At 66.0% G+C, this 13,716-nt stretch carries 13 protein-coding genes; 6 read left to right on the top strand and 7 right to left on the bottom strand.

Annotated elements, in window-relative coordinates; all coding sequences use genetic code 11:
• The first annotated feature begins 97 nt into the window (after positions 1-97).
• From NJH59_RS04550 to NJH59_RS04540, 3 genes are all read left to right on the top strand, one after another.
• Positions 98-2,893: a TonB-dependent receptor gene (locus NJH59_RS04550; protein WP_253086463.1), complete on the top strand. Its 2,796-nt coding sequence runs from the start codon at positions 98-100 to the stop codon at positions 2,891-2,893.
• A gap of 1 nt (position 2,894) precedes the next feature.
• Positions 2,895-3,995 (top strand): cytochrome c peroxidase, encoded by a 1,101-nt coding sequence (locus tag NJH59_RS04545; protein WP_253086462.1) that lies wholly within the window; start codon positions 2,895-2,897, stop codon positions 3,993-3,995.
• 105 nt (positions 3,996-4,100) lie between these two features.
• Positions 4,101-4,652 carry an NADAR family protein gene (locus NJH59_RS04540; RefSeq protein WP_058541907.1) on the top strand — a complete coding sequence of 184 codons (552 nt, stop codon included), beginning with the start codon at positions 4,101-4,103 and terminating at the stop codon, positions 4,650-4,652.
• Between the two features lie 19 nt (positions 4,653-4,671).
• Here NJH59_RS04540 and NJH59_RS04535 read toward each other — a convergent pair whose 3' ends face one another.
• Entirely contained in the window at positions 4,672-5,568 is an 897-nt protein-coding gene (locus tag NJH59_RS04535; RefSeq protein ID WP_058541906.1) for a LysR substrate-binding domain-containing protein, read from the bottom strand.
• 126 nt (positions 5,569-5,694) lie between these two features.
• Between NJH59_RS04535 and NJH59_RS04530 the strand changes: the two genes are divergently transcribed.
• Complete coding sequence (locus NJH59_RS04530) at positions 5,695-6,759, top strand: D-cysteine desulfhydrase family protein (protein ID WP_253086461.1); 1,065 nt, start codon at positions 5,695-5,697, stop codon at positions 6,757-6,759.
• Here the strand turns inward: NJH59_RS04530 and NJH59_RS04525 are convergent.
• The 6 genes from NJH59_RS04525 to NJH59_RS04500 all read right to left on the bottom strand — a co-directional run bounded on the left by NJH59_RS04525 (position 6,702) and on the right by NJH59_RS04500 (position 11,928).
• Positions 6,702-7,898, bottom strand: coding sequence for an NAD(P)/FAD-dependent oxidoreductase (locus NJH59_RS04525; protein ID WP_253086460.1), 1,197 nt, complete (start codon positions 7,896-7,898; stop codon positions 6,702-6,704). The two genes, NJH59_RS04530 and NJH59_RS04525, sit on opposite strands and share 58 nt — an antisense overlap.
• Positions 7,891-8,445, bottom strand: a complete 555-nt coding sequence (locus tag NJH59_RS04520; RefSeq protein WP_253086459.1) for an OsmC family protein — start codon at positions 8,443-8,445, stop codon at positions 7,891-7,893. The genes NJH59_RS04525 and NJH59_RS04520 overlap by 8 nt, the downstream gene beginning before the upstream one ends.
• Positions 8,446-8,522: 77 nt before the next feature.
• Positions 8,523-9,290, bottom strand: a complete 768-nt coding sequence (locus tag NJH59_RS04515) for an ABC transporter ATP-binding protein (RefSeq protein WP_043863934.1) — start codon at positions 9,288-9,290, stop codon at positions 8,523-8,525.
• Entirely contained in the window at positions 9,287-10,120 is an 834-nt protein-coding gene (locus NJH59_RS04510; RefSeq protein ID WP_078481402.1) for an ABC transporter permease, read from the bottom strand. Before NJH59_RS04510 ends, NJH59_RS04515 begins: the two co-directional genes overlap by 4 nt.
• Positions 10,117-11,193 (bottom strand): ABC transporter substrate-binding protein, encoded by a 1,077-nt coding sequence (locus NJH59_RS04505; protein WP_052504310.1) that lies wholly within the window; start codon positions 11,191-11,193, stop codon positions 10,117-10,119. The genes NJH59_RS04510 and NJH59_RS04505 overlap by 4 nt, the downstream gene beginning before the upstream one ends.
• 156 nt (positions 11,194-11,349) lie before the next feature.
• The gene (locus NJH59_RS04500; RefSeq protein ID WP_043863931.1) at positions 11,350-11,928 is read right to left on the bottom strand and encodes a TetR/AcrR family transcriptional regulator; all 579 of its coding nucleotides are present in this window, start codon (positions 11,926-11,928) and stop codon (positions 11,350-11,352) included.
• Between the two features lie 236 nt (positions 11,929-12,164).
• Here NJH59_RS04500 and NJH59_RS04495 point away from each other — a divergent pair, with 236 nt between their 5' ends.
• Together NJH59_RS04495 and NJH59_RS04490 are read left to right on the top strand one after the other, a co-directional pair.
• Positions 12,165-12,665, top strand: coding sequence for a sigma-70 family RNA polymerase sigma factor (locus NJH59_RS04495; protein WP_043863930.1), 501 nt, complete (start codon positions 12,165-12,167; stop codon positions 12,663-12,665).
• Positions 12,665-13,612: a FecR domain-containing protein gene (locus NJH59_RS04490; protein WP_043863929.1), complete on the top strand. Its 948-nt coding sequence runs from the start codon at positions 12,665-12,667 to the stop codon at positions 13,610-13,612. The genes NJH59_RS04495 and NJH59_RS04490 overlap by 1 nt, the downstream gene beginning before the upstream one ends.
• The last annotated feature ends 104 nt before the right edge of the window (positions 13,613-13,716 follow it).

Raw genomic sequence — 13,716 nt, 5'->3', positions numbered from 1 at the left:
CCCCATCGCCGTTCGTTTATTGCCCCGCTGAGTTAATCGTACAGATTCTCATTTACAGGCGCGTATCGTTCGCGCCGCACGGGGAGTTCACCAGAGCATGTCCATTCGCACCCAAGAGTCGTTGCAGGGTCGTCGGCGCAGTGCGCGCCTGCTGTTGCTGTCAGTGGGGCTGGCAGTGTCGTTGCCGGTGCTGGCCGATGACGAGCCGGCACGCCACAGCATCGATATCGCGCGCCAGCCGCTGGGCTCTGCGCTGATGGCGCTGGGGCAGCAGACCGGCCTGCAGATCAGTGTCGAAAGCCAGTTGCTGGGCAACCTCAGTGCCCCGCCGGTGCGTGGCGAGCTGAGCGCCGATCAGGCGCTGGCGATCCTGCTCAAGGGCAGCGACCTGGAATGGGTGCATATCGGCGACGACGCGCTGCTGCTGCAACGGGTGGTGCGTCCGCGTGCCGACCAGATCCAGCTGGAAAACACCAAGGTCCGCGAACGGGCGCTGCTGCCACAGGGTGAAACCCATATCGATCGCGAGCTTATCGAGGCAATGCCGGCCGGCAACGGCGACATCACCAGCCTGCTGCGCAGCCACCCCAACGTTCAGTTCGACGACAACCAGCTCAGCAGCAAGACACCCGGAGAAATCGCCCCGGCCAACATCAGCATCAACGGCGCGGCGTTCTACCAGAACGCCTTCCTGGTCGACGGCATCAACATGAACAACGACATCGACCCGGCCGAAGACCGCGTGCAGTTGCTGGACAGGGTGCCGGGGCGCAGCCAGGGCCTGGCGCTGGACACCGACCTGCTGGAGAACATCACGGTTCTGGACAGCAACGTGCCGGCCGCCTATGGCGGCTTCAACGGTGGGGTGATCGACGCCCAGACCCGCGCCCCGACCAAGGCCCTGCACGGCAAGTTCTCGGTACAGACCACGCGCTCGGCCTGGACCAAATACCACATCGACGAGACGGAAGAGCAGCGCATGGAGAACTCCGGCTCGCCCGACGAGCAGCCCGAGTTCGACAAGGTCATCGTGCGCGGTACCTTGCAAGGCCACCTGACCGACACCTTCGGCCTGATCGGCAACTTCAGCCAGAAGCGCTCGACCATTCCGCTGAGCCTCTACTCCTACAACAACGTCGAAGAGATGGGCTATCACAAGGAGAAGCAGGAGCGGCGCATCGACAACTACTTCCTCAAGTCGGTATGGCAAGCCAGCGACCGGCTCACCGTCGAGACCAGCGTGACCCACGCGCCCGAAGAGAGCCATTACTTCCGGGCCAACGTCGCCAACTCCGGCTATGACAACAAGGTTGGCGGTACCCAGTTGAACCTGCGCACCGTGTGGGACGGCGACCTGGCCCGCGTCGAACAGACCCTGGCCTGGAGCCGCCAGGAACAGAGCCGCACCTCGGACTCGGCCGACTACTGGACCTGGCGCAAGTCGACCACCAAGGACTGGGGCATCGGCAGCAAGACCACCGCCAACACCCTGGAGGGGGGCTGGGGCGATATCGAACAGCAGCAGCGCACCTGGCAGTACAAGCTCAATGCCGACTGGCGCAGCTTCGACTGGCTGGGCGCCATTCACCGCCCGCAGACCGGCCTGGAGTTCTCCCGCCAGTACGTGCGCTACGAGCGCCTCACCGACAGCAGTACCTACGTGGCCCCGGCCGCCACCAACAGCTGTACCAACAGCGCGGGGGTGACCGATTCCGTTGCCTGCAACATGGGCGAGACCGTCAGTGGCTGGGCCGGCCAGTACATGAAGAGCCGCACCCGCTATGCCCCCGGCGAATTCGATTTCACCACCACCACCTGGGGCAGTTGGGTGCAGGACGAGATCACCCTGGGCAAGCTGACCCTGCGCCCCGGCGTGCGCGTGGACAGTGACGACTACATGGACAAGACCACCTGGGCACCGCGCTTCTCCCTGGAGTACGACGTGTTCGGTGACCGCACCACCTTGCTCAGTGCCGGTGCCAACCGCTACTACGGCCGCAGCGTCACCAGCTGGCAGTTGCAGGACGGGCGCAACCGCCTGCGCTTCAACGAAACCCGCGCGAGCCTCGACAAACCCTGGGTGACCAAGTCCAACGGCAGCAACCAGACGCTGTTCAATCAGCTCGACATCCCCTATGACGACGAGCTGATGCTGGGCGTGGTGCAGCAGTGGGCCGGCATCGAGTACGGCCTCAAGTACGTCAATCGCAAGGGCCGCGACCAGGTGGTACAGGTGTCCGGGCGCACCCTGGGGCAGCCGTCCACCGACCCTGACCTGGCCAGCAACTACACCACCTACACCAACGACGGCAAGAGCGAGACCGATACCTACACCCTGACCGTGACGCCGATGCAGCGCTGGACGCTGCTGGGCACGCAGACCGGCGGCCAGCTGGCGCTGAACTGGACCGACAGCAAGGCTTCCTCGCCCAGCTATGTGCAGGCCGACGACACCTACTACCAGAACGACGTGATCCAGTACCAGGGCAGCTTCATCAACTACCAGGACCGCCCGGCGACCAACTACAACCGACCGTGGACGGCGCGCCTGACCACCATCACCGACATCCCCCAGGCCAACCTGCAGTGGAGCAACTTCTGGCGCTACCGGGCCGGCTACAAGCGCATCGGCGACACCGGGCGCAACGTCGATTACAGGGGCACCTCGGTGGATGTGTGGGAAGAGCAGAAATTCGACGCGGCGCTGACCTGGGACACGCGTCTGGGCTGGCGTATCCCCACCGCACGGGACCAGGCCATCTTCGTCAACGTCGACGTGTTCAACGTGCTCGACAAGAAGTCGGTCAATGCCAACGCCACGGTCAACAGCAATTCGGTGTCGACCTATGAAGTGGGTCGCCAGTACTGGCTGGAAGTGGGGTACACCTTCTGAGATGCGCCTGTTCCTGATTGGCATCGCACTCATGCTGGCCAGCCCGGCCCTGTGGGCGAAGCACCACGCACCCCTGTGTGCATCGGCTGATGCGGCCTGCCTGCGCAAGGCCTACAGCCGCCCGCCGGCACACTGGCCGGCGCCGCAGGTGGACGCCGGCGTGGCCTGGCAGGAGCTGGGGCCACTGCCCGAGCGTGCACCCTCGCCTGCGCACAACCCCTACACCGAACAGAAGGCAGCGCTGGGGCGCACGCTGTTCTTCGACCCGCGCCTGTCGCGGTCGGGGCAGATCGCCTGTGCCTCGTGCCACGAGCCGGACCTGGCGTTCGCCGATGGGCGCCGGGTGTCGTTCGGGCATGGGCGTGCGCCAGGCCGGCGCAATGCGCCGAGCGTGGTCACCAGTGGCCTGGCCCCACAGCTGTTCTGGGATGGCCGCGCCGACAGCCTGGAAACCCAGGCGCTGATGCCGGTCGTCGATCCGGCGGAAATGGCCTTCAGCGTCGATGAACTGGTGGCCCGGTTGCGTGCCAGCGCCGATTACCCGGCACTGTTTGCCGTGGCGTTTCCCGGGCAGGCGCTGGGTGCCGAGCAGATTGCCGCAGCCCTGGCGACGTACCAGCGCGACCTGTTGCGGGTCGCGCAGCGCACGCCGTTCGAGCGCTTCCTGCGCGGTCGCACTGCTGCGCTGAGTGACCAGCAGCTATACGGGCTGCACCTGTTTCGCACCAAGGCGCGCTGCATGAACTGCCACTTCGGGCCGGGAATGAGCGACCAGCGTTTTCACAATGCCGGCCTGACGTTCTACGGGCGCAGCCGCGAGGACCTGGGTCGCCATGAAGTCACCGGCCTGGCCGCGGACGTGGGGCGTTTTCGCACCCCTTCGCTGCGCCTGGTGAGCCGCACCGGCCCGTGGTTCCACAACGGTTTCGCCAGCAGCCTCGATCAGGTGCTGGCGTTCTACAACGTGGGCATGCCGAGGCCGGTGCCGAAGCCTGGGCAGCAGGGCGATCCGCTGTTTCCTGTCACCTCCGCACAGTTCGAGGCGCTGGGGCTGGACCGGGTGGAGTTGAAGGCGTTGAAGGCATTTCTGGAGGCGCTGTGAGCGGGTGCTGCATTACGCGGTAGTATCACCGTCCTGGCCGGCAGGCACCGTTCGGTGCTGCGGCCGGATGACCGTTGCAATGGTGTTATTGGAGAGGCAATCAGCGTGAACGATTCACAGATGCTCGAGGACCTGGTGTCCCGCTACCTGGCCGGCGAAAGGCCCGAGTTCGTATTCTTCTGGGGCCATCAGGTGAGCCGCAAGGGTGTCACCGCCTCGTGTTTCAGCCAGTGGTACGTGGCGCCGTTCGAGGTGGGCGGGCAGTCGTACCAGTCGGCCGAGCACTACATGATGGCCGAGAAGGCGGCGCTGTTTGGTGATGAACAGACGCGGGCACGGATCATCGAGGCGACCGATCCCAATGCGGCCAAGGCACTCGGACGCCAGGTGCGTGGGTTCGACGAGGCGCGGTGGGCACAGGAGCGTTTCGCGATCGTGGTGCGGGCCAACCAGGCCAAGTTTTCCCAGAACGCGGAACTGGGGGCCTTCCTGCAGGGCACCGGCACGCGGGTGATCGTGGAGGCCAGCCCGGTGGACCGGGTGTGGGGGATCGGCCTGGCGCAGGATGACCAGAACGCCCACCGGCCGGACCGCTGGCGCGGCCTGAACCTGCTGGGCTTCGCGCTGATGCAGGTGCGCGACGCGGCGCAGGCCTGACGGCCCGCCGGCCCTGCGATCAGGGCTGGCTCGGCAAGTCGAGCCGCGCCTGGATGAACGCGACGAAGGCAGTGAGCTTGGGCAGTGACTTCTTCGAGCGTGGATACACCATCTGCACCGGTTTGTGGGCCGGCACATACGCCCCCAGAATGCTCACCAGCTCCTTGTTCGCCAGCGCGGCGGCCACCAGAAAGTCCGGCTGCATCAGGATCCCGCTGCCGGCAATGGCGGCCTGCAGCAGTACCTGGCCATCGTTGCTGCGAAGCACCGCCTGCTCGGGCCAGAACACCTCTTTGCCAGCCTGCTTGAGTGGCCAGGCAAAGCGGTTGTTCCAGGAGGTGTGGGTGAGGATTCGGTGGGCGTGGAGCGCCTCCGGTGTTGTCGGCTCGCCGGCCTTCTCGAGGTATTTCGGGGCGGCGCAGATCACCATCTGATAGGGCGGCAGGGGCTGCGAGACCAGGTTGGCGTCAACCAGCTCGGCGATCCTGAAGCCCAGGTCGAAGGCACTCTCGTAGAGGTCCACCACCTCGTTGCTCAGGATCAGCTCGACCTGAACCTGCGGGTAGCGCTGCATGAACTCGGTCACCAGCGGGCCGACCAGCGATACCCCCAGTGTCATCGGCGCGGTCACCCGCAGCAGGCCACTGGGCGCGTCGCTGGAGGCTTCTACCCGGTTGTAGGCGTAGGCGACCTGCTCCAGGGCGGTCCTGGCCTCGGCATAGAAGATACGGCCTTCGCCGGTTATGGTCTGCCGGCGTGTGGTGCGTTGAACCAGCCGGGTGTTCAGGGTTTTCTCAAGGCTCTGCACATGCCGCCCCACCATCACCGCCGACATCCCCAGCGCGGCAGCCGCCCCAGCAAAGCTGCCGGCCTCGACCACGGCAACAAACACTTCCATCTGCCTGAGCTTGCTCATCGAGTGATCCGAGAGGTGATGATTACTAACGTTGAGTGAGCCAATTGCTAACCTGGCGTGCGTTTATTGCGCTTTAGTTTATCCCTATAGTCCGTGGCATTGAACCAGAGCACGAGGTGTCATCCCATGCGACATGTACTGAGCCAGGCGCTGGGCGCATTCGCGCGCGCCGATCTGCTGCAGGGCGCCACCGGCATACAACGCGCCGAGCGTATCGAGCACCATCTGGGCCTGCCGGCCATGGGTGTCGGCCTGTACCTCAAGCGCGATGACCACATGCTTGTCGGCGGTGGCGGCAACAAGCTGCGCAAACTGGAGTTTCACCTGGGCGAGGCGCTGAAGAACGGCGTCGACACCCTGATCACCGTGGGCGGCATCCAGTCCAACCACGCGCGGTTGACGGCCGCCGTGTGCGCCCGGCTGGGGCTTGAATGCGAACTGATCCTCAGCCGTGCGGTGCCCAGGGCCGATTGCGATTACGAGCTCAATGGCAATGTGCTGCTCGACCAGCTGTTCGGGGCCAGGGTGCAGGTGCTGGACAGGGGCGCCGATGCACTGGCAGCGGCCGAGGCGCGCGCGCAGCAGTTGCGTGCGGCAGGTCGCAAGGTGCTGGTCATTCCCACCGGCGGTTCCACGCCGCTTGGCAGCCTGGGCTACGCCCGTGGCGCCGAAGAGATCGTGCAGCAGGAAACCGCGATGGGCGTGCGATTCGACGAGGTCGTGGTTCCCAATGGCAGCGCCGGCACCCATGCCGGGCTTGCGGCGGGGTTCGAGGTACTGGGGCGGGGTGCGGCGAGCGTCAGGTCCTGGTCGGTGCTGGCCGACCAGCAGGCCGCGGCGGCCACGACCCTGCAGTTGACTCGCCAGGCGCTGGCCTTGCTGGGCCATGCTGCAAGCCTCGATGCGAGTGCGATCAACATCGATGGCAGCCAGTTGGGCGAAGGCTACGGGCTGCCGACCCAGGCCATGCTCGAAGCGGTGCGCCTGATGGCGCGCTGCGAAGGTGTGCTGGTGGACCCGGTGTACTCGGGCAAGGCCTTCGCCGGGCTGCTGGCCGACCTGCGACAGGGCCGCTATCGCCGCGGCGATAACGTGCTGTTCATCATGACCGGTGGCACCCCGGGGCTTTACGCCTACAGGGAAACCTTCGCCGAGCCGGTGCAAGGCGCCAGTTGCGTGGCGTCGAGATAGCCCTTGACCGCCCTTGCCACGCCAGGCGCCTGCAGGCCGATTTCGCGCAGCTGCCCGCTCAGGGGGTTGCGGTAGCCGATGAAGAACAGGCCCCGCGCAACGCTCGACTGGCCGTCGTCATCCACGGTCGGCTTGCCGTCCGCCGTGAGCGCCTCGGGGTACTGGATCAGCGCCTCCAGGCCGGTGGTGTAGCCGGTGCCCGCAACGATCACGTCCATGCGCAGCGTGCAGCGCTCGGTGCGGTCGATGCCGGTGTGGGCCACGGCGCCTTGCTCGTTCAGTTCCAGCAGCGGGCCGACCACCTTGATGCGGCGCTGTTTCAGGTCGTCGATCACCGGCATGAACAGCGTCGGCGTGACACTGCCCAGCCCGGACACGCCCTGTGCCGGTGGTGGCAGGCCGTAGGTCGACAGGTCGCCGACCCAGCGCCGCGACAACCAGCTCAGCACCGCGTCGCTCGCGCGGGGCGGTAGCCGACGGATCAACGTACCCAGTGCCGCCAGCGGCACGCCGAACAGGCTCTTGGGCAGAAAGTGCGGCGCGCGCCGCACCGACAGCGTGACCGACGCGGCATGGGGCACCAGGCGGCTGGCTATCTCGCAGGACGAATTGCCGCTGCCGACCACCACCACGTGCTTGCCGGCGTAGGCACGTGCATTGCCGAAGTGCGCGGCATGCACGATCTGCCCGGCAAAGCGCTGTGCCCCCGGCCACTGCGGGATCGACGGTACGCACGAGGTACCGGTGGCGACCACCAGCGCCGGTGCGCGCCACTCGCGGCCATCACGGCAGCGCACCTGCCACATCGATTGCGCCTGAAGGTAGCCGACCGATTCCACGTCGCACCCGGTCAGCACCTCGAAGCCGCCCCGGGCCGGCAGTGACGCCAGCACCCGGGCCAGGTCATCGCGGCTCGGCCAGCGGCCTGCCGCCCATGGAAAGCGCCCGCCCGGCAACCCGGAAAACCAGCGCCCGGTGTTCAGGCGCAGGCCGTCATAGTGGTTGCGCCACACGTCGCCCACGGCCTGCGTGCGCTCCAGCACCAGCGGGCGCAGGCCGGCGCGTACCAGCTCGTAGGCGCAGGACAGCCCCGCCGGCCCGCCACCCACCACCAGCACCCTGTGCGCGTTGTCAGCCATGGGTGGCGCCGCCGGTGTGTTGCACCTCCACCGTCAGGGGCACGGGACGCATGATGGTGTCGGGGATCGGCGCGGTCGGCAGCAGCTTGGCCAGCAATGCGTCCACGCGCTCGGGTGATTCTTCGGTATCGATCGACACCTGCACCTGGATGCTTTCAAAGCCCGGGTTGCCGCTGGTCACGCCAAATGCGGCGCGAAAATCCACGCGGCCGCTCACGTCCAGCACCAGGCTGTTGACCTTGACTCCGGATGCCGACAGGCCGCCGATGTAGGTGGCCGCCAGGCAGTTGCCGATACCCGCCAGCAACAGTTCCTGGGGCGTGGCGCCCAGGCCGGCACCGCCATAGGCGCAGGGCTCGTCGCCGTGCAGCACGGCACCGGACTTGACCTTGGTGAGGGTCTGGTAGCCCTCGGTCCACTGCACACTGGTGTGGTAGAGCGGGCGTGCGATGTCACCCTCGCCATCGGCCCGGATGCGTTCGCGAACTGCTCGGCCGGCGTTGGCCTGGAGGCCGTTGATGGTGACGCGGTGGTTGGTTTCACTCATGGTCTGTGCTCTTCAAGGGGCGGCATGGCAGTCGAATGACCGTGTGCCAATCAGTTAATCGGGAGGTCCCGTGTCGACTAGAAATGCTCGGCCAGCCGGGTTTCGTGGGTCAGAAACGCGTCCAGCCGTTCTTGCAGGTCAAGCAGTTGCGCCGAGCGCACCTGGCGCGGGCGCGGCAGGTCGATTTCCAGGATCTGGGCGATGCGGCCGTGGGGCGTGCTGGCCATCAGCACGATACGGTCGGCCAGCAGCAGCGCCTCCTGCAGGTCGTGGGTCACCATCAGCACCGTGGCGCCGCTGGTGTTCCAGGCGCGCAGCAACTGGTCCTGCATCAGGCGCCGGGTCTGTGCGTCCAGTGCCGAAAACGGCTCGTCGAGCAGCAGCAGGCGTGGCTCCAGGGCCAGTGCCCTGGCCAGGGCGATGCGCTGGCACATGCCGCCAGACAATGCCGCCGGCCGGTGCCGGGCGAATTCGGCCAGGCCCACGTCGGCAAGCAACTGCTCGGCGCGCCGGGTGGCCGCTTCACGGTCCAGCCCGCGGTTGAGCAGGGCGATGGCAATGTTTTCCACCGCACTCATCCAGGGGAACAGGTTGTTCTGCTGGAAGATCAGCGCACTGTCGGGCTGGTTGCCGCTCACTGCCTGGCCGTCGTACAGCAGGTGCCCGGTGCTGGGTTGCTGCAGGCCCGCGGCGATGTTGAGCAGGGTGCTCTTGCCGCACCCGCTGCGCCCCAGCAGCACGGTGAAACTGGCGGCCTTGATATCCAGGTCACCCACCTCGACCCGTGTGCCGCCTTCGAACTGCTTGCTCAGGCCACGAAAACTCAGCGTGGCGCCCCGGCTCATGACGCCCACCCGGTGAGGCGGCGTCCGAGCAACAGCATCAGGCGATCCACCACGAAACCCACGACACCAATGGTCATCACACCCACCATCACCAACGGCATGTTGTACATCTGCTGGGCCATGATGATCATGTAGCCCAACCCGGAATTGATTCCCGCCATCTCCCCGGCCAGCACCGCCATCCATGCGCCGAAGAACGCCATGCGCAGGCTGGTCATCGCACTGGGGGCGATTGCCGGCAGTCGCACGCGCAGCCAGATCTGTTGGCGCGTGCACCTCAGGTTGCGGGCGATGTTCAGGTACTGCGGGTCGATGGCATCCAGCGCGGCGACCAGCGACAGCGTCATGGTGCCCAGCACGGCCAGGAACACCACGAACACTGCGGCCTGTCCGCCGATGCCGATCACCGCGATGGTGAAGGGGACCCAGGCCACCGGTGAGATCGGCGCCAGGGTCTGCACCAGCGGCAGGATCAGGCGGCGCAGCAGCTTCACCTCGGTGGTGATCACCGCCAGCAGCAGCGCCACCAGGCTGCCAGCCAGCAACCCGCCGCTGACCCGCAGCAGGGTCACCAGCAAGGCCTCCAGCAAGCCGCTGCGCTGCTGCCCGAAACCCACCACCGCTTCGCCGGAAAACGCATACGGCAGGGTCACGCTAGGCGGCGGGAGCACGCGGCCATCCAGCCAGCCAGACTGCACCGCCAGCTCCCATGCGCCGATCAGCAATGCCCACGCCAGCAGGAACCACAGCGTGTCGCGCAGCGCGTCCAGATAACGCGGGGCACGGCGTGCGTCGGGCTGCCGGCTCAGGGTCAGAACGGCCTGGTTCATCCCGTCACCTGGGCAGCAGGTTGATGACGCAGGTCGAGAACCGCATCGATCGGGTTGTCGGTGAAGTAGCCGAGTTCGACCAGGTAGCCGGCGCCGCGCTTGAGGCCGGCCACGCCTACCGGGCTGATGACCGGGTTGGGCGCCTGGCGTGCCAGGGCCACCTTGAGCACCTCGTTGGATACCCCGTAGATCGGCTGCAATTGCTGGATGGCGTTGTCGAAGTCGGCTTTCATCGCAGTGGCCGATGCCTGCAGCAGTTCCAGGTAGCGTTTGAGCAGCGGCCCCTGTTCCTGGCTGGTACGCACCTGCGTGGTGATCACGCAGTCGGCGGCCTCCGGGCCCCACACCGCGTTGGAGTCGCTCAGGTAGCGTGCGCCGGTGGTGCTGACCACGTTCTGGGCATAGGGCTGTGCCAGGGTGCACACGTCGAGGCGGCCGTTGGCGATGGCTTCGCCCATCCCGGCCATGCTCGGGAAGAAGGTCATCTGATAGTCGTTGTAGGATTTGCCGTGGCGCGCCATCGAGCCGTAGCCCACCAGTTCCAGGGTATCCAGGCGCAGGGTGCCGACGCGCAGCCCGCTGCCTGCGGCGGCGATGAATTCATCCAGGCTGGCCACCGAGCCGTTGCGCGCCACCAGTTCGATGCCGCCTTGCCCCGAGCCACCGATGATGCGCAGCTCCTGGGTGCCCTTGGCGTAGGCGGCTGCGGTCATGGTCCAGGGCCCGTGCATCAGTTCCAGCCGACCTGCCAACAAGGCCTGCAGGGCATCGCTTGGGCTGTTGAATTGCGTCAGCTCCACCTGCAGGCCGGCCGCCGCAAAATCACCGCGTAGCTTTGCCAGCAGCAGGTGCGACACGCAGCCGGCGGGCATGTGCCCCACACGCAGCAGCGGCCCACCGGTGGCGGCTTCGACCTTGCTGGCCGCTGCCAGCAGCGCGGTGCCGGCGGCGCTCAGCGCCAGCATGCCGCAGCCACAGGCGCACATGAACGAGCGGCGGCTCAGGTTGGACTGGAGTGCGGGCGTCGCTTGCGCGCCACTGGTGGAGAACAATCGCTGGAAAAAATCTCTCATCACACGCATCCCAAAACAGGTAGACCGATCGTTCTCGGCAGGCGCGTGAAGTATGTGAGATCTGCGATATAAGCAGAACTAATATTTTAAGCTTAGCTTATGCCTCTTTAGCATATAGGCGCCGAGGCCTGCACCGGCAGCGGTGCAGGGGGCGGGCTAGGCGGCTTTCGCTTCGCGCAGCAGGGTCAGCAGGATCGAGCGCGCAACCTGTGCGCTTCTGGCGTTGCGCGAAACCATCGCGGTGGCGATGGCACCGTCGATCAGCAGCGAGATCTGCTGCGCGACCCAGGCCGGTTCCGGCAGCCCGCAGGCCGCGGCCAGTTGCTCGATGCGGTCATGCACCCGATCGAAGTGTGCCTGGGCCAGGTCACGTACCCAGCTGGAAGACTTGTCGTGTTCGGCGACGGCGTTGGTGAACAGGCAGCCGAAGAAGCGCCCGCTGGCGAACCATTCCTCGAGCAGGTCGAACAGAAAGATCAGGCGTTGCTCCGGGTCGTCGGTACGCTGAGGCAGTGCCTGGTCAAACCAGCCAAACCACATCGCTGCCTCGCGATCGAACACGGCACGCAGCAGGTTCTCCTTGGAGCCATAGGTCTCGTACAGCGTGCGCCGCGCGACCTTGGCATCGCTGAGCAGGCGCGAAACGCCCGTTGCATGAATGCCTTCACGGCAGAACAGCCGTCGCGCGCTTTCCAGCAGGCGCTCGGCGGCAACGGTCGGGGGTGTGCTTTCCATCAAAATCGGTTCCGGCTGAATCAGTTTGGTGCAGAGTGCAACTTAATGGGTGGGGTGTCATCAGGGAAAGTGCTGGAGGTTGGGTTTTCGCGGGCAGGGGGAGGGGGCAGGTGCGTAGTTTGCCCTGGGCATCATCAGGTCAGATGCACACCTGGCGGGCGGATTGCCCCTTGCACGAACTGCGCTCGCCCTAAATAATGCGATCAATTACCATTTGCATATTTAGTGGCCACCTTATGTCCGCACTCGAGCCTTTGGCACTTCACCAGCTTTATTCCGAACACAACGGTTGGCTGAAAGGCTGGTTGCGCATGCGCCTGGGCAATTCGGCCGATGCGGCGGATCTGGCCCAGGACACCTTCGTGCGGGTCATGACGGCACGCAACGCCGCGCCGATCCGAGAGCCGCGGGGCTACCTGACTGCAATTGCGCGCTCGCTGTTGATCGACAAGTCGAGGCGACGGGCGATCGAGCAGGCGTATCTGGTGGCCCTGGCGCAGAAGCCCGAACCGGTCGAGGTATCACCTGAGGTGCGCTTGTCCATTCTCGAGATGCTGGTGGCGGTCGACAGCCTGCTGGACGGGCTGGGCAAGCGTACCCGGGAGATCTTTCTGTCGGTGCAGCTGGAGGGGCAGACCTATGTGGCGGTGGCCGAACGCCTCGGGGTCTCGGTCACCACGGTGAAGAACCATCTGGTGCGAGCCATGACCGAGTGCCTGCTGCTGGCGGACAACTGATGAGCGCGGCGCTCGATCGTCGGACCCTCGAAGCTGCTGCGACCTGGTACGTGCAGCTCAACGATGCAGGGGTGGACGAGGCCTGCACCCGGGCCTGGCAGCAATGGTTGGGGGCAGATCCTTCGCACGCCGAGGCATGGGCGCGGGTCGAGGCGTTCCAGCGGCAATGGGCAACGGTACCCGCACATGCCGCCCGGTCAGGGCTGGATGCGGCCCAGGCGCAACGCCGCGAGGTATTGAAGATCCTCGGCGTGTTGCTGGCCGTCGGGGGCAGCAGCTGGATGATCGGCAAACCGCTGGCGAACCATGGCCTGTTCGCTCAGCAGAGCACGGGCGCGCGCGAGCGTCGCTCGCTGCGGCTGGACGACGGATCGCAGCTGGAACTCAACGCCAACACCGCGCTGGATGCGAGCTTCGACGGGCAACTTCGGCTTATCCGTCTTTACCGCGGGGAGATCCTCGTGCAAACCGCCAAGGATCCTGGGCAGCGGCCGTTTATCGTCGAGACCCAGGACGGGCGCATCCATGCGCTCGGGACGCGCTTCAGCGTGCGCCAGATGACGGACCGGACCCGCGTGGGTGTGCTGCAGTCGGCGGTCGAGCTCCGTCCTCGCCGTCACCCGGAGCGGGCAGTGCGTCTGGAGGCCGGTCAGCAGGCGGCGTTCGATCCTGACCGCGCCGATCCTGCCGGTGTCTTGGCACAGGGTTCGACCGCGTGGGTGCAGGGCATGCTGAGCGTCAACGAGTGGCGCCTCGGGGAGTTCATCGACGAGCTGGGGCGCTATCGCCCGGGCGTGCTGCGCTGCGCCGGGGCGGTTCGCGACCTGAGCATTTCCGGAGCGTTCCGTATCGACGATACAGATGCGGTCCTGGAAAACCTGACCCGGACCTTGCCGGTGAAGCTGCGTTACCTGACCCGCTACTGGGTCAGTGTCGAAGCCGTCTGAACCGTCACTGACAGAAAATACGCGGAGCACCTTGCTGATTATGATTCTCATCCGTCAATGACAGGAGCCGCGATGACAGCGGATTTCTGCCAAGACAACAGAAG

The organism is Pseudomonas sp. VE 267-6A, assembly GCF_024126555.1.
Taxonomy (GTDB): Bacteria; Pseudomonadota; Gammaproteobacteria; order Pseudomonadales; family Pseudomonadaceae; genus Aquipseudomonas; species Aquipseudomonas palmensis.
This window is presented reverse-complemented; position numbering and strand designations above follow the sequence as displayed.